The following is a 23,979-nucleotide window of genomic DNA, read 5'->3' as shown; positions in this document are numbered from 1 at the left end:
CTAGTACTAGGTACTAATAGTAGTATATAATTTAAAAAAGCAGATTGCAAGATGATTCTCACAATCTGCTTTAATCTAGTTTTTCACCTTGCATTACACCAGTTGATTCTAAATAGTTTCTTAAGGTTTGGTATTCTGCATCTTTCCAAAAATCCTTACTATTGATCAACTGTGCAGCATCGTCTCTCGCAACCTCAAGTGCCCGGTAATCATGAATCATATCTGCTACCTTAAAGTCTGGGAGTCCACTTTGTTTCTTACCAAAGAAATCACCTGGTCCACGTAATTCTAAATCTTTCTCACTTAATACAAATCCATCATTCGTTTCTGTCATAATACTCATTCGTTCTTTTCCCACATCTGTTTTAGGATCAGCTAGTAAAATGCAATAAGATTGCTCACTCCCTCTTCCGACTCGCCCTCTCAATTGATGAAGTTGTGATAATCCAAACCTTTCTGCATCATAAATAATCATTAAGGTTGCATTTGGAACATTTACCCCAACCTCGACAACAGTCGTGGACACCAAAACCTGCAATTCATTTTGACTAAATGCTTTCATCACGGTTTCTTTTTCATCAGGATGGAGCCTTCCATGCATCAAGCCGACAGAATACCGATCTTGAAAAAAGTGGGTGAATTGACTATGAACATCAATAGCATTTTGTACGTCCAATTTATCAGATTCCTCGATCAGAGGGCAGATAATATACGCTTGTCTTCCTTTTGCTAATTCCTTTTCCATGAATGAAAGAACACGCTCAAGCATGTCTTGCTTAGCCCAATAAGTCTCAATCGACTTTCTTCCAGCAGGCATCTCATCAATTATAGAGACATCCATTTCACCAAAGACTGTTATGGCAAGCGTTCGAGGAATTGGTGTTGCTGTCATGAAGAGAACATCTGGGCTTTCCCCTTTTTCCCTCAACACCCTACGCTGCTGAACTCCGAACCGATGCTGCTCATCTGTAATGACAAGTCCTAGATTGAGAAAGTTCACTTCTTCTTGAATTAATGCATGAGTGCCAATTAAAATATCGATTTCTCCTGTTTCTAACCTTTCAAGAATCGCTTTTCTTTTCTTTCCTTTTACCGAACTAGTTAATAATGCTGTCCTTAATCCAGTTGGTTCTAATAATTCACTCAAGGATTCTGCATGTTGCTCTGCAAGAATCTCAGTAGGGACCATCAGCGCACCTTGATATCCAGCGGTAACAGATGAAAATAAACTGATGGCAGCAACAACCGTTTTTCCTGAACCAACATCACCTTGAAGAAGCCTGTTCATTCGATAAGGTGATAGCATATCTGCTGAAATTTCATTAACAACTCTTTTTTGAGCAGCTGTTAGTGGAAAGGGAAGCTTTGAAATGAATGCCTTTACTTTTTCTAAATCATACTTCTGTGATATTCCCTTTGAGTGCTCTCTTTCAAATTTACGTAGAGCTTGCATTTTCAATTGAAATAATAAAAACTCTTCGTATACAAACCTTCTTCTAGCCTGCTTCATATCATCTACTGTGTCAGGGAAATGCAAGTGATATAGAGCTTGTCCACGATCTATCAGCTTGTATTGTTCCCTTAGGTTACTTGGTAGAATCTCAACAATTTTTGATTGGTGTAGTTGAAAGGCATTACGAATGAATTTCCTAAGCGTATGATTGGTGATCGACCCTTTTAATGAATAAACAGGATCAAAATCACTGCTCATTTGCTGCGGACCTTTTAAAAATTTTTGTGCTGTAATAGTTTGTCTATTTTTATCCCATTTCCCTGTAATGGTCACGATATCTTGTAAGTTCATCTGCTTTTTTATATATGGTTGATTAAAAAAAATGACCTGAACAAGGTACCTCCCTACTAATAATCGAAAGGTAACACGTGATTTTTTTCTTCCATAATACATGAGAGCGGGTTCTGAATGGACTTTCCCTTCAACAGTAACTCTTTCATCGTGTTCAACTTCTGCCAAATCTCTTAATCGGTTATCATCATAACGGTAGGGGATATATTCCATTAAGTCGTTTATTGTATAAATCCCCATTTCTCCTAACTGAATCGCTGTTTCTTCCCCAATCCCCTTCAATTCTTGTACATTATTTCTTAATAGGCTAGTCACGTTTATCTAAAGAAACTCCAAATATTTTTGCTTCTAGTTCTCTTCCTGTTGGAGTTGCTGCTAATCCACCTTGAGCCGTTTCCCTTAATGCAACCGGCATTGTTTGACCAATTTTGAACATAGCATCAATTACTTCATCACACGGAATTCTACTCGTAATCCCAGCAAGAGCCATATCTGCTGCTACCATTGCATTTGCCGCACCCATTGCGTTACGTTTTACACATGGTACTTCCACTAAGCCAGCTACTGGATCACAGACAAGACCTAGCATGTTTTTAAGCGTTATCGCCATTGCCTCTGCACATTGACTTGGTGTACCGCCTGCCATTTCAACAATCGCTGCAGCTGCCATTCCACTTGCAGAACCGACTTCAGCTTGACAGCCACCTGCCGCACCTGAAATCGAGGCATTATTTGCAACGACAAACCCAAATGCTCCTGAAGTGAAAAGGTATCGAACCATTTCTTCCCTTGTTGGATTCAGCTTATCTTTTACAGCAAATAATGTACCTGGCACAACTCCGGCAGACCCAGCTGTTGGAGTTGCACAAATCGTTCCCATAGCAGCGTTGACCTCATTAGTAGCAACAGCTTTGCTTACAGCATCTAACAGCGTTTGCCCAGAAAGGAAATTTCCTTTTTCAATGTACTTCTGCAATAGAACGGCATCACCACCCGTTAATCCTGAATGGGATTTCACCCCTCGGATCCCTTTTTCGATTGCCTCTTCCATTACTTCTAAGTTTTTCTCCATTTGTGAAACGACTTGTTCTCTTGTTTTTTTCGTAAATTCCATTTCTTGTTCAATCATAATATCTGAAATCTTTTTATTTTGACTTTCAGCCAATTCAATAAGTTCTGCTACATTTCGAAACATCTATATCCCTCCAATGAAAATGAAAACGTTACCATTTATAACATAAGTTCTATTCTGCTATCCTCGTAACCTGAGTAATATTTGGAAGTGCAGTTAGTTCCTGAATTACATTTTCATCAATAGTTTGATCTACTTCAATTGTCATTAATGCCATTTTTCCAACATCTTTTCTGGAAACATCCATATGTCCGATATTGATTGCATGCTTGGCCAATATATTTGATACCGACGCAATGGCTCCAAATTTATCGTCATGAACAACTAATAATGCAGGATGATGACCAGATAATTTTAATTGAAATCCATTTAGTTCAATGATTTCAATTTTCCCCCCACCAATAGAAATTCCAACTAATTCAAGCTCTCCTTCATCATCACCAATCTTTACCTTTGCCGTATTTGGGTGATCAGTAATCGCATCCTCTTCAATAAAGCGAACTTTCATCCCATTTTTCTTGGCTAAAGTGAGCGACTCTTTAATTCTCTCATCATACGTATCAAAATCAAGTAATCCGCCTACAATCGCTACATCTGTTCCATGGCCTTTATAAGTCTTCGCAAATGAACCATAAAAGGATATCGTCGCCCATTTTGGTTCCCGACGAAATAAATCTCTTGCAACTCTTCCTATTCTAGCTGCACCAGCTGTATGTGAACTTGAGGGACCGATCATGACAGGTCCTATAATGTCAAATACACTTTTATACTTCATTACTGATTCCCCTTTTCTTCCTCTATCTTAGATAGCAATTTGCTTTTACAGACGAAATAGAAGGGATTCCCCTTCTATTTCATTGTAAATTATTCTATTGAAAAAATAAAAGAATATAATGGTTGTTTCCCATTATGGACCTCAACTTCTACGTCCTCAAATTGATCGTTAACATATGAGGTGATTGCCTCAACCTCTTCAGTTGTTGCATCTTCTCCATATAGAATGGTTAAAATTTCTGTGTCATTATCTACCATTGCATCAAGTAATTGCTTGGATGCTTCAACTTGATGTTGATGAGAAGTGATAATTTTCCCATCAGCTATACCCATAAAGTCATCTTTTGCGATTGTTACACCATCAATAATGGTATCTCGAACGGCATATGTGATTTGACCTGTCTTCACGTAGCCTAATGCCTCTGACATCCCTTGTTTATTCTCTGTAATAGATGCTGTAGGATTAAAGGCTAGTAGAGCCGCCATTCCTTGAGGGACTGATTTCGTTGGAACAACCTGCACATCCCCTGCCATCACTTCTGCTGCTTGTTCTGCAGCCATTATAATATTTTTATTATTAGGAAGAATTAATACTTTATCAGCATTCACTTCTTCCACAGCTTTTACAATGTCTTCTGTACTTGGGTTCATGGTTTGTCCACCTTCAATAACGACCGTTGCACCGATACTCTTAAAGAGTTCAGCAATCCCTTCCCCCATTGACACTGTAACAATACCAAATTCTTGCTTTTCCTTACGGTTTGTTTTACGTGTATCTGCTGTTAATTGATGCTGGGTTCCTTCTAAAATACTGCTATGTTGTTCACGCATATTTTCTATTTTCATATTAATCAGGCTTCCATACTTTTGACCATAAGAAAGCACAGTGCCTGGTTGTTCTGAATGGATATGTACTTTTACTAATTCATCGTCACTTATGACAAGAAGTGAGTCACCATACTCGCTTAAGTCGTTACGGAACTGTTCTTCTGAAAATGGATGTTCTGATAGTTTTTGTTCTTCAAATTTCACCATAAATTCAGTACAATAACCAAAAACGATATCAGCAGTGTTCATAAAGCTTTGAGCATTTTTATGATGCTCTGCACTTACTAGTTCATTCATTGAAGGCAGTGTGGAAGGATCTGTAAGTTGCTCGCCCTTCAATTCTGCCAAGAACCCTTCATATACATGAAGTAGACCTTGACCACCACTATCGACAACACCTACTTCTTTTAAAACTGGAAGTAGATCTGGAGTGCGATTTAGAGAATCCCTTGCTTCTTTTACGACTTCCTCCATTAAACGGATGAAGTCTTTTTCTGTCTTAGCGACAGTAACAGCTTTTTGAGCTGAATCTTTTGCAACTGTCAATATTGTACCTTCAACAGGTTTCATTACAGCTTTATAGGCAGTTTCAACACCGTGCTCTAACCCCAAAGCGAAATCTTCACATGATAACGATGATTTATGCTCAACATATTTACCAAAACCTCGAAACAACTGAGACAAAATAACACCTGAGTTGCCCCGGGCACCCATTAATAATCCCTTAGATAACGCACTCGCCACTTTTCCTATATGTTCCTGGACATTATTTTGAACTTCCTTAGCACCAGAAGTCATCGATAGGTTCATGTTTGTTCCAGTATCACCATCAGGAACAGGAAAAACGTTTAAAGCGTCAACCATTTTCGCATTTGCTGATAAATTGTTGGCACCTTGTATGACCATTTCTGCAAAACGTTTTCCTTCCAAAGATGTAATCGACACAAATCTTCCTCCTCACTACGGGTTCGTTACACGAACTCCTTGCACAAAAATATTTACTGAATCGACCGCCAAGCCGACGGTTTTATTAAGGGTATATTTCACTTTGGATTGAACATTATGAGCAATCTCGGAGATCTTCGTACCATAACTCACAATAATGAACATATCAATATGAACGGAATCTTCCTCTTGGCGTACGATTACACCACGAGTAAAATTTTCTTTACGTAAAATATCGGTTAAACCGTCTTTAATTTGACTTTTTGAAGCCATCCCAACAATTCCATAGCAGTCTATAGCTGCTCCTCCTGCAATTGTTGCAATAACATCATTTGTTATATCAATTTGCCCGTACTTCGTTTTTAGTTCAATGGACATGGATTGTTCCCCCTTCATATACATGCTTGGCTAAAAACATTTTACTATAAAGTGTTTACTATTAAAAGCTAAACAGAGTTTTACAAGCTTATAGAACTGATAATAAGCGGAAATTTTAGGGCATTCTCATTAACATTATAGCCATAATTTGTATAAAAAGACGTCGAGACTGAGGTTGGGATAATATGTGACTATTATTAGAATTTTATTATTTAAAATAACTTGCTCTAGTGCATATCTCCTTAGGGAGGTTTGATAGCGATACATAAATCTGCCAACTAGCTTTATAAAACTTGCACTAGGTTCATACTCTAGTAGTGAATCTTCGCAATTTCTCGATCATAAAGACAATTCTATAGCCAATTCATTTAATTGTACGGAATAAATGAAGTTGCCCTATTTCCCAAATCTCAAAGAGCATCAATGAAAATTCTCCATAGGACTAGATGGTTTCTTTTGAATGTCAAGTAATTTTTCTTGAAAGGTTTTAATTGTAGTATTGCATTATATAGGGTTGTGTGATAAATTATTAAAGTATCTTTTATGACTATGTGAAATGTGAAACTGAAAATAATTTCAGTCTCTTTAGTGAGGAGGGAATACCATATGCCAAAGAAATGCGTAGTAACTGGCCGTAAAGCACGTTCAGGTAACTCTCGCTCCCACGCAATGAACGCTAACAAGCGTACTTGGGGCGCTAACCTACAAAAAGTTCGCATTCTAGTAGATGGAAAACCTAAACGTGTTTGGGTATCTGCAAGAGCACTAAAATCTGGTAAAGTTGAACGAGTTTAATTTACCATAAAAAAGAGCTGGCCTTAATGGTCAGCTCCTTTTTTATTTTTTCAACTCTAAACAAAAGCACCCTCTTCTTAAAGGGTGCTAACAGTAAATCCCTATTCTTTTTTAAACGTTCCTAACATTGCTCTTACAAGTCCTCCAAGGAATTTCGGTAGCTTAATCGTATAAAATCTCATTTATTGTCCCTCCCCAATGGATCTGAAACCTTCGTCTGAATAATAAACAGTCTATTCAAACGAATATAATAAGTACGTTACTTTTCAATTCAATTTAGATTCTAATCTTGACTTCTTATCACCATTAATATGCCATTCGTGAACGAAAAAGTACCTTGAGATTGAATAAGTTCATTACTAATACATAGTGTAGAACCGAGAGGAATATTCCTATTCGTTAATGGATATTTAAATCCCTTTAATGTTAAGTTTTCAACATCTGCTGTGAGGGGAATAAATGAAATAAACTTTTTATCATTTAATTTTTCCACTGTATATTCACCATATGAAGCGATATGAATAATGTTATTTGTATCGATAATCTCAATTTTTAGAGAGGGGTGCAAACTTTCCTTTCGCAAAAGTAATTGAACATTTGCCATAAAATGATCAAGCCTTCCTCCTGTTGCACCGAAAAGCCGAATCGTGGATGGATTTTGGGCAACTGCCCAATTAAAGGCCAACTCCATGTCTGTTTCATCTTTTTCAGGTTTAAATTGATTAATTTCTAAAACATGACCTCGAATATCCTCCCATTCTTTTTTCGTAACTGAATCAAAATCGCCAAAGGCAGCAATTGGAATAATTCCCTGATTGACAAGTCTGTAAACTCCGTGATCTACCCCTACCCAAGATACATCTTTTTGATCGTAAGGCCTTAATGAAGGGATATTTTTTTCAGGTCCACCTGCTAGTATATGTATAATCATGCTATCACCTTAATTTTCGTTAGTTTCTTTAAGTGTATCAAAGTTAAACATTATAAGTACATCATCTGAGAAAAACAGAAGAGAGTTGATGCAAAATCAAGAATATAAATTACATCCTTGCTTTTCATCAACTCTCTATAGGGCTATGAATTTAGTGCTGCATTTCTAATCTCTAGAATGGCTTGTTTTCGATCTTTATGATTATAAATAGCCGAACCTGCAACAAAGACATCTGCACCTGATTTTGCACATTTTTGAGCGTTCTCTGGATTAATGCCTCCATCTACTTCGATTTCCAAGGAGGGATTAACCGTATTCGCCCATTCCCTAATTGTTTCAATCTTTGGCAGGACATTTTCTATGAAGGATTGACCGCCAAAGCCTGGGTTAACTGTCATAAGCAACACCATATCAAGCTCTTCTAATATTGGTCTTACCATTTCAGCTGGTGTAGCAGGGTTAAGAACGACGCCTGCTTTTACTCCAAGAGCTTTAATTTGCTGAATTGTACGATGTAAGTGCGGGCATGTTTCTACGTGCACGGTAATGATATCCGCACCTGATTTTGCAAATACTTCAACATATTGCTCAGGATTTTTAATCATTAAATGAACGTCTAAAGGTAATTCTGTCACTGGACGAATAGCTTCGACAATCATTGGACCCATTGTAATATTCGGAACAAAATGACCGTCCATGATATCTACATGAATGTAGTCTGCTCCACCGTCTACTACTTCTTGTATATCTCTTGCTAAATGAGCAAAGTCTGCTGATAAAATGGAGGGAGCAATTTTCACCATAGTGTTAATACCTCGGCTTTCTATCTTTAATTTCTTCATAAAACGTTTGATAATGGTTATACCGATAGGAAGGGATGACCCCCTCATCCACTGCATTTTTCACAGCGCACTTCGGTTCATTAATGTGTAAGCAACCTCTAAATTTGCAATCTTGTCCAATTTTCACCATTTCCGGAAAGCAGAATGGAAGTTCGGATAGCTCTAAATCATTAAATTCTAAAGAACTAAATCCCGGAGTATCTGCAACAAGCCCCTCTTCTACTTCTATTAATTCCACATGACGCGTCGTATGTTTTCCACGACCTAAATGTGTTGAGATATCATCTGTTTTCAGATCCAGCTCTGGCCTAATTGCATTTAATAACGAAGATTTACCGACTCCTGATTGACCTGCAAAAACTGAAATTTTACCATTCAAATACGGAAGCAGATCTTTTAAACCCTCTTCTGTCTTTGATGAAGTCATTAATACCTCATATCCTAAGGAACGGTACTCTTCCAAATATGCATGAATGCTTTCAAGATTTGTATCACTTATTAAATCTTTTTTAGTGATACAAATGATAGGCATGATTTCTTTACTCTCTACCAAAACTAGAAAACGATCTAGTAATGCTGTACTAAAATCAGGCTCTACTGCAGAAAAAACTAATATCGCTTGATCAACATTAGCAATCGGGGGCCTTATTAACTCATTTTTCCGATCTAACACCTTCAAAATATACCCTTCTTGTGTGTTGTCAGCTTGAAACTCAACATGATCTCCTACAAGGGGGGTAATCTTGTTTTTTCGAAAGTTACCTCGACCTCTACATTGAGTGATAGTCTCAGCGCTTAGAACGTAGTAAAAACCGCTGAGGGCCTTAATAATCTTTCCTTCTTGCATAAAGTACCTCCAACTTCATCATTCTTCCCCTGGATACGGAACTTCGTTTTCAAAAAAGACCGTTCCATCTCTTACTACTTTATATTTACCTGTTTTTCCTTGTTCAATGAGTAAATCAATACTATAATTCTTTGTTGCTGTAATCGACTCACTGATAACAGGCTCTGAATAGGTACTATCATTGTCTTCTACATAAATCTCTACTGTTTGAGGTTTCCCCTCTTCTTTCGGTTCATAAGGTACAGAAATTTCTTCTGTTACCGTTTGCGGTGGCGATGGTTCCTTGCCTTTAGATACTATCACTGTAACACTATCTCCAACTAGCATTGGTGTTCCCGGGTCTGTCAATTGGGATATGACAACCCCTTCTGGAACCTCGTTAGAGAATTCCTCAACTTTTACGATTTCAAGGCCTGTGCTCTCTCCATAAACATCAAGGTTTTTCTCATTATACCCTTTTAAATCTCGTAATTCGAAGGTTTCCTGACCTTGACTTACCGATAACGTTAATACCGTATCTTCTGGAATGACTTCTTCCCCTGCTTCAGGATTTTGTTTTACGACTTCGTCTTGCGTGGCATCGCTATAGACCTTTTCAATCTTTATTTCTTTAAATCCTTTCTCTTCTAATAATGATTGAACATCGTCAACTGGACGCCCTTCATAGTTTCCGAGCTTAAAAGGTTCTTTTCCACTACTTATATAAAGATTAATGGACTTTCCTTCTTTTATTTTTGATCCGGCTTTAGGATTTGTTTTAATGACGTATCCTTCTGGGACTTCGTCACTATGTTGTTCAATTTCTTTATCAATTTTAAAACCTACATCTTTAAGTTCTCTAACCGCTTCTTCTAATTCTTCTCCTGAAACATCCGGTACATTTACCTCTTTAGGACCCATTAGTTCTGGTAGAACTGTTACAGCTAACACACCTAAAATGGCAATTAGGAAGAAAGCCGAAATGATGATAGCCGGCCATTTTCTTTTTTTCTTTTTCTTCTTTTCTTCTTTTGCATCTGGATTTGGAACTGTTTGTTTTTCATTTGTATTTTTGTCATGAACAATGGTATTGTCCATATTTGAATAGGGACGGTCATTTGTAATGACCGGAATTGCTTTTGTGGCATCATCGTCTTCTGGGACTGAAAATTTAGGCTCATCGATTCTATCAGGGTTTAGTGCAGTAAAGAGTTCTTCCTCTACCTCTTCTACAGCATCATACCTTCTGAACGGATCCTTTGCCGTTGCTTTTAAAACAATGTTTTCTACACTTTGTGGAATGTTTGGATTCCATCTCCTTAAAGAGGGGGTTTCCGATTGTAAATGTTTTAAAGCAATAGAAACAGCCGATTCTCCAGAAAAGGGTAGCCTGCCAGTAAGTAGCTCAAACATGACAATCCCTAGTGAATAAATATCAGATTTCTTCGTTGCCATTCCACCTCTAGCCTGTTCCGGAGATAAATAGTGAACGGAACCAAGAACAGAATTTGTTTGTGTAATTGAAGTAGCACTTAGTGCCATTGCAATCCCGAAGTCCGTAATTTTCACATTCCCATGATTATCAATTAAAATATTTTGGGGTTTAATATCCCGATGGATAATATGATTTTGATGTGCATGAGAGATGGCTGATGTAATTTGTGTCATTATGTCTAAAACTTTTTCTACAGATACAGGTGAATGCTGTTGTATGTATTGTTTTAACGTCATTCCATCCACATATTCCATGACGATATAATAAAGATCGTCCTCTTCCCCTACATCGAATATACTGACAATGTTTGGATGAGCCAAACTAGTAGCGGATTGTGCTTCCCTTTGAAACCGTTTAATGAACTCTTCTTCATTAGCAAAATCTAAACGTAGCATTTTTATCGCTACTTCACGGTCTAGGATCATATCTTGAGCAAGATATACGTTTGCCATACCACCGCCGCCAACCATATCAAGTATCTTATATCTCCCACTCAATCTTTTACCTTTTAGCATTCATTTCACCCGCTTTCTCCTTCAGCGGCATATTCCACTATGACAAGAGTAATATTATCCTCACCGCCATGATCATTAGCTAAGGCGATTAGCTTCTCACCTTTAGTTTCTAATGACTCATTCTCCCTAAGGATCGTTAACATTTCATTCTCTGAAACTTTGTTTGATAATCCATCTGAACAAAGAAATAAATAATCTCCTTCTTCAAACGTAATGGTTTTTAAATCCATAATAATTTTTTCTTCTGTACCTAATGCCCTTATGAGAACATTTTTACGTGGATGATGCTCAGCATCTTCACGTGAAATTTGGCCACTTCGTACGAGTTCATTCACTAGTGAGTGATCCTCTGTAAGCTGCCCTAGTCCAGATTCATTTAATATATACCCTCTACTATCACCGATATTGGCAATGGTAACAAAGATATTAGTACATACGGCAGCGACTAGGGTTGTCCCCATTCCTTCACATTCTTCATGCTCTTTGGAATGGTCAAAAACCTTTTGATTTATTTCATTTATTTTTGTATTTAACCATTGCTGTGCTCCATCTGGTGAAGCGATTTTGTCTGAAAGCTCCCACTCACTTTTGAAAAAGTTGACTGTCATTTCGCTCGCAACATCGCCAGCTCTATGACCACCCATACCATCAGCCACGACAGCAAGGTAGTCACCATGTTGATTTAAGAAGATTCCCCCGTTATCTTCATTATGCTGACGAATTTTCCCTTTGTCCGTATTAAAAATAGATTTCATACTGGTCACCTCGTTTCTTCTTTACGCTCCTTAGCACGAATTGAATAAGGAATAATAATAGTGCACCTAAATGATCAATCATAACCCTATCATTACAAACATAATACCGATTTCATCTAGTGCATGTTTACTTTTACGACTAAAGTAACGATTTTTCCTGCTTTTAAACTATCTTTTATCCTCCGAGGTCAATTAATTAGAAAAAGACCTAAACGAATTGCCTATCAAACTGATTAAACAAATTAAAAACTCAATACATTAGATCTGCATCACTAGTATAGCCATCTTTGTGTACATTAAGAATTTCAATGCTCACTATAAGTAATTTTGTTGTCCGTATTAAAGCTTCTTTCTAAAACAGGATATATAGAATCCATCCCCTCCAAAATCTTGGGGAAAGATCTGCAGACTGTATTCAGAAATGAAAGGGTGGACCGTTTCTGGAAGATGCATTAATGAATATGGTTCGAATTCTGGATGATCTTCTAAAAATTTGTTTTTAGTTCCCTCATTTTCATTTTTGTCCACTGTACACGTACTATAAACGAGTAGACCATCTTTCTTTAACAATGGGGCAACAGAATCTAGAATTTCAAGTTGAATTCTTTGAAGCTGATTCAAATCCTCTTCTTTTTTGCTGTATTTAATATCTGGCTTTCTTCTTAATACTCCTAATCCGGAACATGGAGCATCTACTAAGATACGGTCGAAATAATTTTCTTCAAAAAGTTCTCCCGCTTTTCTGCTGTCAGTTGCTTGTGTAACGATGTTAGATAATTTAAGTCTTTCTGCATTTTGCTTTATGAGCTTTACTTTATGCGGATGTAAATCTAATGCGTGAACCAGTCCTTTTCCATTCATTAGTTCTGCAATATGGGTTGTTTTTCCTCCAGGTGCAGCACAAGCATCAAGGATCTTAGAATCCCCTTCTACCTTCAAAGAATGGGCTACAAGCATAGAGCTTTCATCCTGAATCGTCATCGATCCCTTTTCAAAGTATTCACTTTTTCCCAAATTACCTTTTTTAGACCGTATCGCTTCATTTAGAATTGGACTTTCCTCTATTAAATACCCTTCCTCTTGTAATTGAGTGACAAGGGATTCCCGATTCGTTATGGTTTGGTTTACACGTGCAGTTTGTAGAGGAGCCAATAAATTAGTCTCACACATTTCTTTTGTTTTTTCGATTCCGAATTGTTCAGACCATCTTTTTACAAGCCACAGGGGGTGACTTGTTTCAATTGAAATTCTCTCGTGAGGATCTTCAATAGATTCTAATGATGGAATTCCTTTACGTTGGACGGATCGTAATACCCCATTTACTAGTCCGGATATCCCTTTATGTCCTCGTTTCTTAGCCAATTCTACTGCTTCATAGAAAACAGCCCGATCAGGGATTTTATCGAGATAAACCATTTGATATAATGAAATTCTTAACAGGTTTCTTACCCATGACTCAAGCTTCCCCTTAGTAAATGGAGACAGATAGAAATCGAGAGTCATCTTTCTCTGAATTGTGCCGTATGTTAATTCCGTTAAAAGGCCGACATCTGGACCAGAAAGGTTGTTTTTTTCGATTACATTATTTACTAAAAGGTTGCTATAGGACTGATTTTTTTCGACTGCCTCAATGACTTCTAAGGCTGCCTCGCGTACTGATTTCTTTTTACCCATTAGATTTTACTCCCAGCTTCATTCCTTCTGTTAAATGAGCTCCTGCACCGCGCAAATAATCTGTCGCAGACATGCGTTTTTTCCCAGAAGGCTGAAGGTCTGTAATTTTTATGCACGTTTCGTTTCCAGTAGCGACGACAAAGCCATCTTCTTCAATTTTAATGATTTCACCGGGGACACCTTTTTTTAAAGTTACGACTTTTTCCCCCCACCAAACTTTCATAACAGAACTATCAAGTAAGGTGTACGCAACTGGCCATGGATGTAACCCACGAATATGGTTATAAATGGTTTCGCCGCTTTGAGTCCAATCTATTTTTTCTTGTTCGCGTTTAATATTGGATGCGAAAGTAGCTTCTTCTCCATTTTGCTTTACGGCCTTTATTTCTCCACTCAGTAATGCTGGCAGTGTATCAAGAAGAAGTTTTGCCCCGGCTTTACTTAGCTTATTATGTAGAGTTCCAACATGATCGCTTTCTTCTATAGGGACTGCCACTTGGGATATGATGTCGCCCGCATCAAGTTTTTCCACCATATACATAATAGTAACGCCCGTTTCATCCTTGCCTTGAAGAATCGAATAATGAATAGGCGCGCCTCCTCTTAGTTCTGGTAGCAGTGATGCATGGACATTTATACACCCATGCTTTGGCGATTCTAACAATTCATTTGGAAGGATCTGTCCATATGCAGCTGTAATAATAAGATCAGGGTTTAAAGCTAAGATTTTCGCCAATTCGTCCTTTTGCCTGACTTTTTCTGGCTGAAGAACTGGAATCCCATGTTTGACTGCTTCCTCTTTAACTGGTGGAGGAGTCAAGATTCTTTTTCTTCCAACTGGACGATCTGGTTGGGTAACAACCGCGATGATATCGTATTCCGCATCTACTAAATTTCTTAATACTGGGACAGAAAAATCTGGTGTTCCCATAAATATAATCTTTGTCATTCGGATACATCCCCTTCTATTTCGTCTTCCTCTATATATCTGAGGACCTTAGTAGTGAATAGGACACCATGGAGATGATCAATTTCATGTTGAATCGCCCTAGCCATAAAGCCTTCTGCTTCAATCATTAGCATCCGACCTTTACGGTCTTGGGTTTTCACCTTAACATAGTCTGGTCTAGATACTTCACCGTATAAACCTGGGAAGCTTAAGCACCCTTCAACATCCGTATCTTCACCCTTTGTTTCAACAATCTCCGGATTAATTAATTCAATTGTTCCGTTGTCATCTCCAATGTCTACAATTGCCACTTGGAGATCAACTCCTATTTGTGGTGCCGCTAAGCCGACACCATCTGCCGCAATCATCGTTTCGTACATATTGTCTAATAATTTTTTTAGCTTTTTATCAAAATCAAGAACCCTATCACACTCTTTTTCTAAAATAGCGTTCGGGTGCATGACGATTGGTAATATTGCCAATTGTTGTCCTCCTCTAATGTCATTACATCATCATATAAGGATTGACATCTATCGATACTGTTAATCCTTCAGATGCATATTGTTGTTGTGAATGCGTAAGAATTTTTTGTAATGTATCTGTTAGCATTGGTTCTCGTTTGTATTTTATCAAACATTGATAGCGATATCTATTGTTGATCCGCGGAATAGGAGATGCTACAGGACCTAATATGATACTTGATTTTGATAATCTTGATCGTAGAAAGTTTGAGATTTTCTCTGAAACAGACACTACTTTTAATAAATCTTCATGTGTGATAGTAAGAAGCGCAATATAATAGAACGGAGGATAACTTCCAATTTTACGCATCATCATTTCTTTTTTATAGAATGAATCGTAGTCCTGCAGTGAAGCATGCTCAATGCTATAATGCTCTGGGGTATACGTTTGAATAACGACTTCACCAGGTAGATCATGTCTACCAGCTCTTCCACTGACCTGGGTTAAGAGCTGGAAGGTTTTTTCAGCCGAACGAAAATCAGGTAAATGAAGCATTGTATCTGCACTAAGAACCCCAACAAGTGTAATGTTTGGAAAGTCTAATCCTTTAGCAATCATTTGAGTTCCAAGTAAGATGTCCGCTTTTCCTTCTCCAAATTGATTTAATAGCCTTTCATGAGAACCTTTACGACTCGTGGTGTCAACATCCATACGAATCACTCTTGCTTCAGGTAATAGCTTTGTAAGTTCTTCCTCTACTTTCTGTGTGCCTGTTCCAAAATAGCGAATATGCTCGCTATTACATTCCGGACATTTTGTAGGGACAATGGTTTCATATCCACAATAGTGGCATTTCATTTGATTTGAAGCTCGATGATAGGTAAGTGAAATATCGCATTGTGGACATTGCTGCACAAACCCACAATCTCGACACATTATAAATGAAGAGTGGCCTCTTCGATTAAGAAATAACACCGTTTGTTGTTTCTTTTCCAAACGGTCTTTTAACTTATTAAACAGTTCTGTAGAGAACATGGAACGATTACCACTTCTTAATTCTTCTCTCATGTCTACAACGGATACTTGAGGGAGTTCCCCTTCATTCATTCTTTTTTGAAGTGTTAACAATTGATAGACATCTTTTTTGGCACGGGCAAAACTTTCAAGTGAAGGAGTCGCGCTTCCTAAAACCACTGGGCAATGATAACGATTCCCTCTATACACAGCAACATCTCTAGCATGATATCTTGGATTCTCCTCCTGTTTGTAGCTGGTTTCATGCTCTTCATCGATAATAATTATTCCGAGATTTTCAAACGGGGCGAAAATCGCTGAACGTGCCCCCACTACAACCTTCACTTCTTTTCTCTGAATCTTTCTCCACTCGTCGTATTTTTCTCCAACGGACAATCCACTATGAAGGACGGCAACCTCATCACCAAATCTTCCTTTAAATCGTTGGACCATTTGCGGAGTAAGGGCAATTTCAGGAACAAGAACAATTGCTTCTTTTCCATCCTCTAATACTTTTTGGATAGATTGAAGATATACCTCTGTTTTCCCACTACCTGTTACACCATAAAGAAGGAATGTCTTATGTATTTTGTTTTCTATCGAATCTAAAATTGGAAGGATTGACTTTTCTTGTTCTTTAGTTAAAGAAAACGGTTTTGTACGTGGAAAGTCCCGTTCTTGAAATGGATCTCGGTAAACCTCTTCTCTCGTTTCAATAATCAGTTTCTTCTCTACAAGCGTTTTAATCGTACTATCAGAACTGCCCGTTGCATTTAATATCTCATTTGTAGGAACTCCTTGCTTTCTTGCATTCTTAAGAAGATAATGCAGTATTTCTTTTTGTTTTTTAGCATTCGCAGGCAGGTCACCCAATAAGGATTCTATTTTATCCTCAGGCTGTGCTAAAGTTATTTTACGTCTTGTTTTGCTTTTCGCCTTTGCTTTCACTTCATATACAATCTCAAGTCTTCCTCCTGTTACTTCCTTTTGAAGCTCTGGAAGGATTCTTTGTTTGTCGGCTTCTTTCCAAGAGATCTCTGTTTTTGATTGGAAAATTTTATTGATATTTTCAGACAAGAAAGCCGAATCTTTATCATTGCTTAAAACGATTTTCTTTTCATATTTAGCTTTCATTGCTGCAGGTAACATAACTTGGAGTGCGGAGATTTTAAAGCATAATGTTTTTTCCGTCAGCCATTCTGCCATCTCTAATAACTCTTGATTTAAAACAGGAACTAAATCCATTGGTTCTACAATCGATTTTAATCGTTTGACATTTGAGTGTTCCTTTGTTCCGACAACAAAGCCTTGGATTTTTCTTGGACCGAATGGGACAACCACTCTCATTCCCACTGCGATGATTCCTTCCCATTCAGCTGGAATCTTGTAATCATACTCTCTGTCAGTCTGCATCGTTGGTACGTCAACAATTACACTGGCAATGCTCATTTATATCCTTCCTCTTTTAAACTGTTCGCAACTTCAATAAGGATCTCCTTCGCTATTTCTTTTTTGCTATTCAAAGGAAGCTCACGTTTATATCCACCTCTTTTGAATAAGGTCACGATATTCGTATCTGTACCAAATCCAGCCCCTTCGGACGTTACATTATTCGCTACAATCATATCTGCATTTTTACTTTCTAATTTAACTCTTGCATACTCCTCAATATTGTTGGTTTCTGCTGCAAAACCTACCAAATATTGATTACTTTTTCTTTTTCCTAAAGTTCTCAAAATATCCTGAGTTCTTTCCAATTCCAGCATTAGGGTACCTTCATGCTTTTTCATTTTTTTAGTAAATGTTTGACTTGGTCGATAATCAGCGACTGCTGCACTTTTGATTATGACATCATATTTCTCAAATCGGTTTATGACTTGCTCAAACATTTCTTCAGCACTTGTTACCTCGACAAGATCAACTCCTTGAGGAGGTATTATATCCACAGGACCAGTAACAAGCGTCACATCAGCCCCAAGCTTAGATGCCATTTCAGCTAAAGCATAGCCCATTTTACCAGATGAACGATTGCTGAAAAATCTAACAGGATCAATCATTTCCCTTGTTGGACCAGCCGTAATTAAGATTTTTTTACCAGTTAAAACAGGCTTGGGCTGGTAAAAATAATTTTCTAAAAGAGCTACAATTTTCTCAGGTTCTTCAAGTCTTCCTTTTCCGACATATCCACACGCTAAGTAACCTTCACTAGGCTCAACATAGCGGTAGCCATACGAATATAAGGTATCTATGTTCTTTCTTACTGCAGGGTGATCATACATATGAACATTCATAGCTGGTGCAATCCATACAGGAGCAATTGTAGCTAACATCGTTGTTGAAATCATGTCATCCGCAATTCCATTGGCAAGTTTTCCGATCATATTGGCTGTTGCTGGAGCAATTAATACGAGGTCCGCCCAATCAGCTAAATCAATATGAGCAATTACTTTTGAATCCTTTTCATCAAAAGTATCTGTATAGACATCATTTCTTGATAAAGCCTGAAATGTTAATGGTGTAACAAACTTTGCCGCTGATTCACTCATGATTACCTTTACAGCAGCACCCGCTTGAGTCAATTTACTGGTGAGGGCTGCTGCTTTATAAACGGCAATTCCTCCCGAAACACAGAGTAGAATCTTTTTACCTTGAATCATTGTCTTTCCCCCATTTACACGTAATCTTTTATACCATTATGAATGATTCTCTTGTTAAAATCTATCTTGATGATTGATGATCATCAAGCGTTAGTACCTCCGTTAGCCCTGACATGCGTAGATTAAGCCATGATGAAAGAAAGGCGCTTTCCCTCCTTCGCCGATTGGCTTACAACACAAAAAACTTTAGCGCTGGAACTGGATAATGACAAATTTTTTTATTATCTATTTAACTAAAAATAGGACTGGTCCTTGGGATAATTCCCAGTGAAAGGACCAGTCCCACTATTCATTTTCTAACGCTTAAAAAAGTTGATTACTCATCTGAGTATACAGCATCTTTTTCTCTTTCTTTCATCATCAATTGGCCAGCATGAATTTCTTCAAGAGCTTTTCCTACATACTTCTCAGAAATATATTTATCAAGTCGATAATTTTGTTCACCTTGAAGATTCCTAGCTCTTTTAGCAGCAATACTTACAAGTGAATATTTAGAATCAATTTGTTTCATTAATGAGTCTATAGACGGATAAAGCATTTAATCTACCTCCAGCATTTTTTTATAACGCAGTTGCACACGTTCTCTGCGGCAATGCTCAGCTTGAACGATTGAATTAATTTTTTCACACGCATGGTCAACATGATCGTTTTCGACAATATAATCATAAAGGTCCATCATTTCAATTTCTTTACGGGCAGTCTCCATTCGGCCTCTGATTAATTCATCAGATTCTGTGCCTCTTGTAACAAGACGATTTTGAAGTTCTGATAGACTAGGTGGGGCCAAGAATATGAAAAGTCCTTCTGGAAACTTCTCACGGACCTGACGGGCACCTTTCACTTCAATTTCTAAGAAAACATCTTTCCCAGAATCAAGAGTTTCTCTAACGTAATCTACGGGAGTACCATAATAATTCCCAACAAATTCTGCATATTCAAGCAGCTTACCTTGCTCAATAAGGTTCTCAAATTCTTCACGTGTTTTGAAGAAATAGTCCACTCCATCTACTTCCCCTTCACGAGGGTTCCGTGTCGTCATCGATATAGAATACTCAAACCTTGTATCTTCTTGCGAAAAAATTGCTTTTCTTACTGTACCCTTTCCAACACCTGAAGGACCGGAAAGAACAATGAGCAATCCTTTTTCTTTCATTATTTACCCTGCCCTTCTTCACCTATATCATCTTTATCTGTTAATCGATGTGCAACCGTTTCTGGCTGGACAGCGGATAAAATAACGTGGTCACTGTCAGTAATAATCACTGCTCTAGTTCTTCTTCCATATGTAGCATCGATTAAAGTTCCTCGATCTCTTGCATCTTGAATCAGTCTTTTTATAGGTGCAGATTCAGGACTTACAATCGAGATAATACGATTCGCTGAAACAATATTCCCAAATCCAATATTTATGAGCTTAATAGACATAATGCTCCTCCAATCAATAGTCTTTATTCTGACCCTGTGATAGTAAAAATAAACCAATCATTCTACATTTTGTATTTGTTCACGAAGTTTTTCAAGGATCGTTTTTAATTCTACAACCAATGTGGAAATGGATGAGTCATTAGCCTTTGATCCAATCGTGTTCACTTCTCTATTCATCTCTTGTATCATAAAATCAAGTTTACGCCCTATCGGTTCTGCTGATTGTAATGTATGGTGAAATTGAACGAGATGACTATTAAGCCTTGTCAACTCCTCCGTTATATCAGATTTATCCGCAAATATGGCTACTTCAGTCAAAATTCTTGATTCGTCCGCTGTAACATCCACTAATTCTTTCATTCTCTTCACTAATCGATCACGATACTGCTCGACCACCGTTGGTGCATGTGATGTCAATTTTGTCAATGCAGCTTCAAATTGTTCTAATTGGAATTGAAAGTCTTTAAGAAGTTCAGTCCCTTCACTTTCACGCATATGCTTTAATTGCTTTGCAGCGATCACTACTGCTTCAAGGACGAGAATTTCTATTTCATTATTCTCATCTTCCATTTCTTCTAAAGTGATCAATTCAGGGCGGGTAAGAAATTCTTGGAGGCTAATCTCCTCTTCAAAAGAATATTTGCTTTTTAACTGTGTTACTAATTGATAATAATCTTCTACTAAATTCCAGTCAATATGTAAATTTCGATGAATAAGCCCCTCACCAGAAATCGTAACAAAAACATCCACTTTCCCACGTTTTATGTATTCAGTAAGCTTTTTTTTAAGCTTATCCTCAATTTTCATTAATTGCTTAGGCATTCTGATAAAGTATTCACTAAATCGGTGATTTACCGATTTCATCTCGACCGTTACTATATGTTGCTTGGACTCTATCTTCCCTCTTCCGAAGCCAGTCATACTAACAACCATTACGATCACATCCAATCTGTCTTTACCACGAGGCATTTATTTAAAGGTTTTCTAATAAAAGAAAAAAGGTAATAGAATGGAACTCTACTACCTTTTGGATTATATCATATCTTAACGTTTTTTTCCTGCTAAAAATGAACCACCTAGTAAAAACGTTGGTAATGCACTTAATCCGATAATTAATAGCCACTCATTCATATCAATAGGTACAGTATGGAAAATCGGCTGAAGACTTGGTAAATAGATGACCAGCAGCATTAAAACCAAAGATGAAAGCACGGCCCAAACTAAATACATATTGCCAAAAGGGTTCCTAGAAAATACTGATTTTTCACTCCTACAATCAAACACATGTATGAGCTGTGCCATAACAAGCGTTGCAAATGCAACCGTTTGTGAGTAAGCTAGATAATCAGGATGCTGTTTGTATGAAATCATAAACGCAAAGAGAGTTACAATTCCGATTAAAAACCCTCTTGAAACGACCTTCCAGCCTAATCCTCTTGCAAAAATCCCTTCCTTTGGATGCCTAGGATTTCTCTTCATGACATCGTCTTCCGGCTTATCTAAACCTAATGCCATTGCAGGTAATCCATCCGTTACAAGATTCACCCATAAAATTTGAATGGGTACTAATGGAAGTGGAAGTGCAAGAATCATTGCAAATAGCATAACGAGAATTTCTCCAACATTCGAGGCTAATAAATACCTTACAAACTTTCGAATATTTTCATAGATGTTTCTACCTTCATTAATGGCCGATTTAATTGTGGCAAAATTATCATCTAATAATACTAGAGAAGATGATTCCTTCGCAACATCTGTACCGGTTATTCCCATCGCTACTCCAATATCTGCCGTCTTTATGGCAGGTGCATCATTTACTCCATCTCCCGTCATCGCCACAATATGACCTTTATTTTGTAATGCTTTTACTATTTTCAATTTATGCTGTGGAGAAACACGAGCAAATACGGAAACCTCTTCTACTACTTCTTCAAGATCAGCAATCTCCATCTGGTTAAGAGCCTTCCCATCCATAACACGATCATTTGATTTTAAAATACCTAACTGGACTGCTATTGCTTTAGCTGTAGTTACATGGTCACCAGTTATCATTACCGTCTTAATGCCAGCTTCTAAGCATTCTTTTACAGCTTGCTTAACCTCATTACGTGGAGGATCAATCATACCTTGAAGACCAATAAATGTAAGGTTCTTTTCAACTACTTCCTCAGTAAGGTTTGCCAGAGAATGGATAGGTTTAAAGGCAATGGCAATATTTCTAAGTGCATTTGTTGCAAGTTCATTAATGGTTTCATCCACTTTATCAAATAATTCTCTCGATCTCATTTGTCGTTTCCCATCCCATAGGATCGCTTCACTTCTTTGTACTACAACATCAGGAGCACCTTTTGTAATCGCAAATAATTGACTGTTTTTGTCTCTTACAATGATCGTCATCATTTTCCGACTAGAATCAAATGGAAATTCTTTTTCAATTGTAAATTGTTGAAGAAGTGATGACCTTTCCATACCGGCTTTCATTCCAGCCACTAGTAATGCTCCTTCTGTCGGATCTCCATCTACTATGAATTCTCCTTCCTTCGACTTTAGCTCAGCATGATTACAAAGCATTCCAAAGGTAAGAAGCTGCTGTAAGGCTTTCTCTTGATTAGGATATACCCTATGATCACGATGATAAAATTGTCCATTCGGGTCATATCCAGTGCCTGTTACATTCCAAGTTGTTCCCCCACTCCATAAATGTGTTACAGTCATTTTGTTTTGTGTTAATGTTCCTGTTTTATCTGAGCATATAACTGAGGCACAACCAAGAGTCTCAACTGCTGGAAGTTTTCGGACAATCGCCTTTTTCCTAATCATCCTTTGGACACCAAGTGATAAGGCAACTGTTACAATTGCAGGAAGGCCTTCTGGAATCGCTGCAACAGCTAACGAAACACCTGCAAGAAACATCGTATAGAGATCATGCCCTTGGATTACTCCAATAAATACTACGAGTGCAGTCAGAACTAATGCAACAGAAATGAGGATTTTTCCTAATTGTTCTAACCGTCTTTGCAAAGGAGTAATCATCGTCTCTGCTGTTTGAATCATATCCGCGATTTGCCCCATAGCCGTTTTCATTCCGATTGCCGTTACTACTCCGATTCCATTCCCTCTTGTTACTAATGTACCCATAAACGCCATATTTTCTAAATCACCGAGGTTCATATTTTCTCCCGATAATGGAGAAGTAGATTTCGGAACTGGAAGGGATTCACCTGTTAATGCTGATTCTTCTACTTCTAAATTATTACTTTGGAGAATACGTACATCAGCACCTACACGATCACCGCTGACAAATTTAATGATATCTCCAACGACAATTTTTCTTGAAGGAATCTTTACCCATTCACTATCTCTAAGGACAGAGACTTGCGGTGCAGCTAATTCCTTTAGTGCATGTAAAGATTTTTCTGCTTTCCTTTCTTGAAAAAAGCCAAGAAATCCATTAATTAACACGATGGCGATAATGGCAATGGCATCAATGTATTCGCCCATCAAACCAGAAATGAGGGTAGCTGCTAATAGTACAAGCACCATAAAATCTTTGAACTGACTGACAAATAATAAGAGAGCCGATTGTTTTTCAGCTTCCTCAAGCTGGTTATAACCAAACTTGTTAATTCTCTGCCTTACTTCATCATTGGATAAGCCATTTTCAAAACTTGTGTTCAATGTATTTTCTATATCCCTCTCCCGCATCTCATGATAATTCATGCAATCACTTCACTCTCCCCCTACATTCACGAAAAGTTGTCCTTCTCATAGCATTCTT

At 37.7% G+C, this 23,979-nt stretch carries 22 protein-coding genes; 1 reads left to right on the top strand and 21 read right to left on the bottom strand.

Annotation, left to right across the window (positions count from 1 at the left end; translation table 11 throughout):
- Window positions 1–70: 70 nt before the first annotated feature.
- The 5 genes from recG to JOC86_RS16320 form a co-directional block, all read right to left on the bottom strand.
- Complete coding sequence (gene recG / locus JOC86_RS16340; protein WP_205173971.1) at window positions 71–2,119, bottom strand: ATP-dependent DNA helicase RecG; 2,049 nt, start codon at window positions 2,117–2,119, stop codon at window positions 71–73.
- Window positions 2,112–2,999, bottom strand: a complete 888-nt coding sequence (gene sdaAA, locus JOC86_RS16335; RefSeq protein WP_205173970.1) for an L-serine ammonia-lyase, iron-sulfur-dependent, subunit alpha — start codon at window positions 2,997–2,999, stop codon at window positions 2,112–2,114. The genes recG and sdaAA overlap by 8 nt, the downstream gene beginning before the upstream one ends.
- 49 nt (window positions 3,000–3,048) lie before the next feature.
- Entirely contained in the window at window positions 3,049–3,711 is a 663-nt protein-coding gene (sdaAB, locus tag JOC86_RS16330; RefSeq protein ID WP_205173969.1) for an L-serine ammonia-lyase, iron-sulfur-dependent subunit beta, read from the bottom strand.
- Window positions 3,712–3,800: 89 nt separating this feature from the next.
- A complete protein-coding gene (locus tag JOC86_RS16325; RefSeq protein ID WP_205173968.1) occupies window positions 3,801–5,483 on the bottom strand; it encodes a DAK2 domain-containing protein in 1,683 nt (560 codons plus the stop codon).
- 15 nt (window positions 5,484–5,498) lie between these two features.
- Window positions 5,499–5,861 (bottom strand): Asp23/Gls24 family envelope stress response protein, encoded by a 363-nt coding sequence (locus tag JOC86_RS16320; protein WP_205173967.1) that lies wholly within the window; start codon window positions 5,859–5,861, stop codon window positions 5,499–5,501.
- Between the two features lie 606 nt (window positions 5,862–6,467).
- Here JOC86_RS16320 and rpmB point away from each other — a divergent pair.
- Window positions 6,468–6,656, top strand: coding sequence for a 50S ribosomal protein L28 (gene rpmB, locus JOC86_RS16315; protein WP_039232075.1), 189 nt, complete (start codon window positions 6,468–6,470; stop codon window positions 6,654–6,656).
- 101 nt (window positions 6,657–6,757) lie between these two features.
- On the opposite strand, the gene spoVM is transcribed toward rpmB, so the two are convergent.
- The 16 genes from spoVM to JOC86_RS16235 all read right to left on the bottom strand — a co-directional run bounded on the left by spoVM (window position 6,758) and on the right by JOC86_RS16235 (window position 23,921).
- Complete coding sequence (gene spoVM, locus JOC86_RS16310; RefSeq protein ID WP_032088878.1) at window positions 6,758–6,838, bottom strand: stage V sporulation protein SpoVM; 81 nt, start codon at window positions 6,836–6,838, stop codon at window positions 6,758–6,760.
- A gap of 101 nt (window positions 6,839–6,939) precedes the next feature.
- Complete coding sequence (locus tag JOC86_RS16305) at window positions 6,940–7,587, bottom strand: thiamine diphosphokinase (RefSeq protein WP_205173966.1); 648 nt, start codon at window positions 7,585–7,587, stop codon at window positions 6,940–6,942.
- A 143-nt stretch (window positions 7,588–7,730) separates the two neighbouring features.
- Window positions 7,731–8,390 (bottom strand): ribulose-phosphate 3-epimerase, encoded by a 660-nt coding sequence (rpe, locus tag JOC86_RS16300; RefSeq protein WP_205174260.1) that lies wholly within the window; start codon window positions 8,388–8,390, stop codon window positions 7,731–7,733.
- 4 nt (window positions 8,391–8,394) lie between these two features.
- Window positions 8,395–9,276, bottom strand: coding sequence for a ribosome small subunit-dependent GTPase A (gene rsgA / locus JOC86_RS16295; protein ID WP_205173965.1), 882 nt, complete (start codon window positions 9,274–9,276; stop codon window positions 8,395–8,397).
- A gap of 18 nt (window positions 9,277–9,294) precedes the next feature.
- Complete coding sequence (gene pknB, locus JOC86_RS16290) at window positions 9,295–11,265, bottom strand: Stk1 family PASTA domain-containing Ser/Thr kinase (RefSeq protein ID WP_205173964.1); 1,971 nt, start codon at window positions 11,263–11,265, stop codon at window positions 9,295–9,297.
- Between the two features lie 5 nt (window positions 11,266–11,270).
- The gene (locus JOC86_RS16285; protein WP_205173963.1) at window positions 11,271–12,020 is read right to left on the bottom strand and encodes a Stp1/IreP family PP2C-type Ser/Thr phosphatase; all 750 of its coding nucleotides are present in this window, start codon (window positions 12,018–12,020) and stop codon (window positions 11,271–11,273) included.
- Between the two features lie 339 nt (window positions 12,021–12,359).
- Complete coding sequence (gene rsmB / locus JOC86_RS16280; RefSeq protein ID WP_205173962.1) at window positions 12,360–13,694, bottom strand: 16S rRNA (cytosine(967)-C(5))-methyltransferase RsmB; 1,335 nt, start codon at window positions 13,692–13,694, stop codon at window positions 12,360–12,362.
- A complete protein-coding gene (gene fmt, locus JOC86_RS16275; protein WP_205173961.1) occupies window positions 13,687–14,643 on the bottom strand; it encodes a methionyl-tRNA formyltransferase in 957 nt (318 codons plus the stop codon). Before fmt ends, rsmB begins: the two co-directional genes overlap by 8 nt.
- The gene (gene def / locus JOC86_RS16270; protein WP_205173960.1) at window positions 14,640–15,125 is read right to left on the bottom strand and encodes a peptide deformylase; all 486 of its coding nucleotides are present in this window, start codon (window positions 15,123–15,125) and stop codon (window positions 14,640–14,642) included. Before def ends, fmt begins: the two co-directional genes overlap by 4 nt.
- A 22-nt stretch (window positions 15,126–15,147) precedes the next feature.
- Window positions 15,148–17,568: a primosomal protein N' gene (gene priA, locus JOC86_RS16265; protein WP_205173959.1), complete on the bottom strand. Its 2,421-nt coding sequence runs from the start codon at window positions 17,566–17,568 to the stop codon at window positions 15,148–15,150.
- Window positions 17,565–18,776 carry a bifunctional phosphopantothenoylcysteine decarboxylase/phosphopantothenate--cysteine ligase CoaBC gene (coaBC, locus tag JOC86_RS16260; protein ID WP_205173958.1) on the bottom strand — a complete coding sequence of 404 codons (1,212 nt, stop codon included), beginning with the start codon at window positions 18,774–18,776 and terminating at the stop codon, window positions 17,565–17,567. Before coaBC ends, priA begins: the two co-directional genes overlap by 4 nt.
- A gap of 316 nt (window positions 18,777–19,092) precedes the next feature.
- The gene (rpoZ, locus tag JOC86_RS16255) at window positions 19,093–19,314 is read right to left on the bottom strand and encodes a DNA-directed RNA polymerase subunit omega (RefSeq protein ID WP_205173957.1); all 222 of its coding nucleotides are present in this window, start codon (window positions 19,312–19,314) and stop codon (window positions 19,093–19,095) included.
- Window positions 19,315–19,929 (bottom strand): guanylate kinase, encoded by a 615-nt coding sequence (gene gmk / locus JOC86_RS16250; protein WP_205173956.1) that lies wholly within the window; start codon window positions 19,927–19,929, stop codon window positions 19,315–19,317.
- Window positions 19,929–20,201 (bottom strand): extracellular matrix/biofilm regulator RemA, encoded by a 273-nt coding sequence (remA, locus tag JOC86_RS16245; RefSeq protein ID WP_205173955.1) that lies wholly within the window; start codon window positions 20,199–20,201, stop codon window positions 19,929–19,931. The genes gmk and remA overlap by 1 nt, the downstream gene beginning before the upstream one ends.
- 57 nt (window positions 20,202–20,258) lie before the next feature.
- The gene (locus JOC86_RS16240) at window positions 20,259–21,134 is read right to left on the bottom strand and encodes a YicC/YloC family endoribonuclease (protein WP_205174259.1); all 876 of its coding nucleotides are present in this window, start codon (window positions 21,132–21,134) and stop codon (window positions 20,259–20,261) included.
- A gap of 111 nt (window positions 21,135–21,245) precedes the next feature.
- The gene (locus JOC86_RS16235; RefSeq protein ID WP_205173954.1) at window positions 21,246–23,921 is read right to left on the bottom strand and encodes a cation-translocating P-type ATPase; all 2,676 of its coding nucleotides are present in this window, start codon (window positions 23,919–23,921) and stop codon (window positions 21,246–21,248) included.
- Window positions 23,922–23,979 lie beyond the last annotated feature (58 nt).

The organism is Rossellomorea pakistanensis (assembly GCF_016908495.1).
GTDB classification, from domain to species: Bacteria; Bacillota; Bacilli; order Bacillales; family Bacillaceae_B; genus Rossellomorea; species Rossellomorea pakistanensis.
This window is presented reverse-complemented; position numbering and strand designations above follow the sequence as displayed.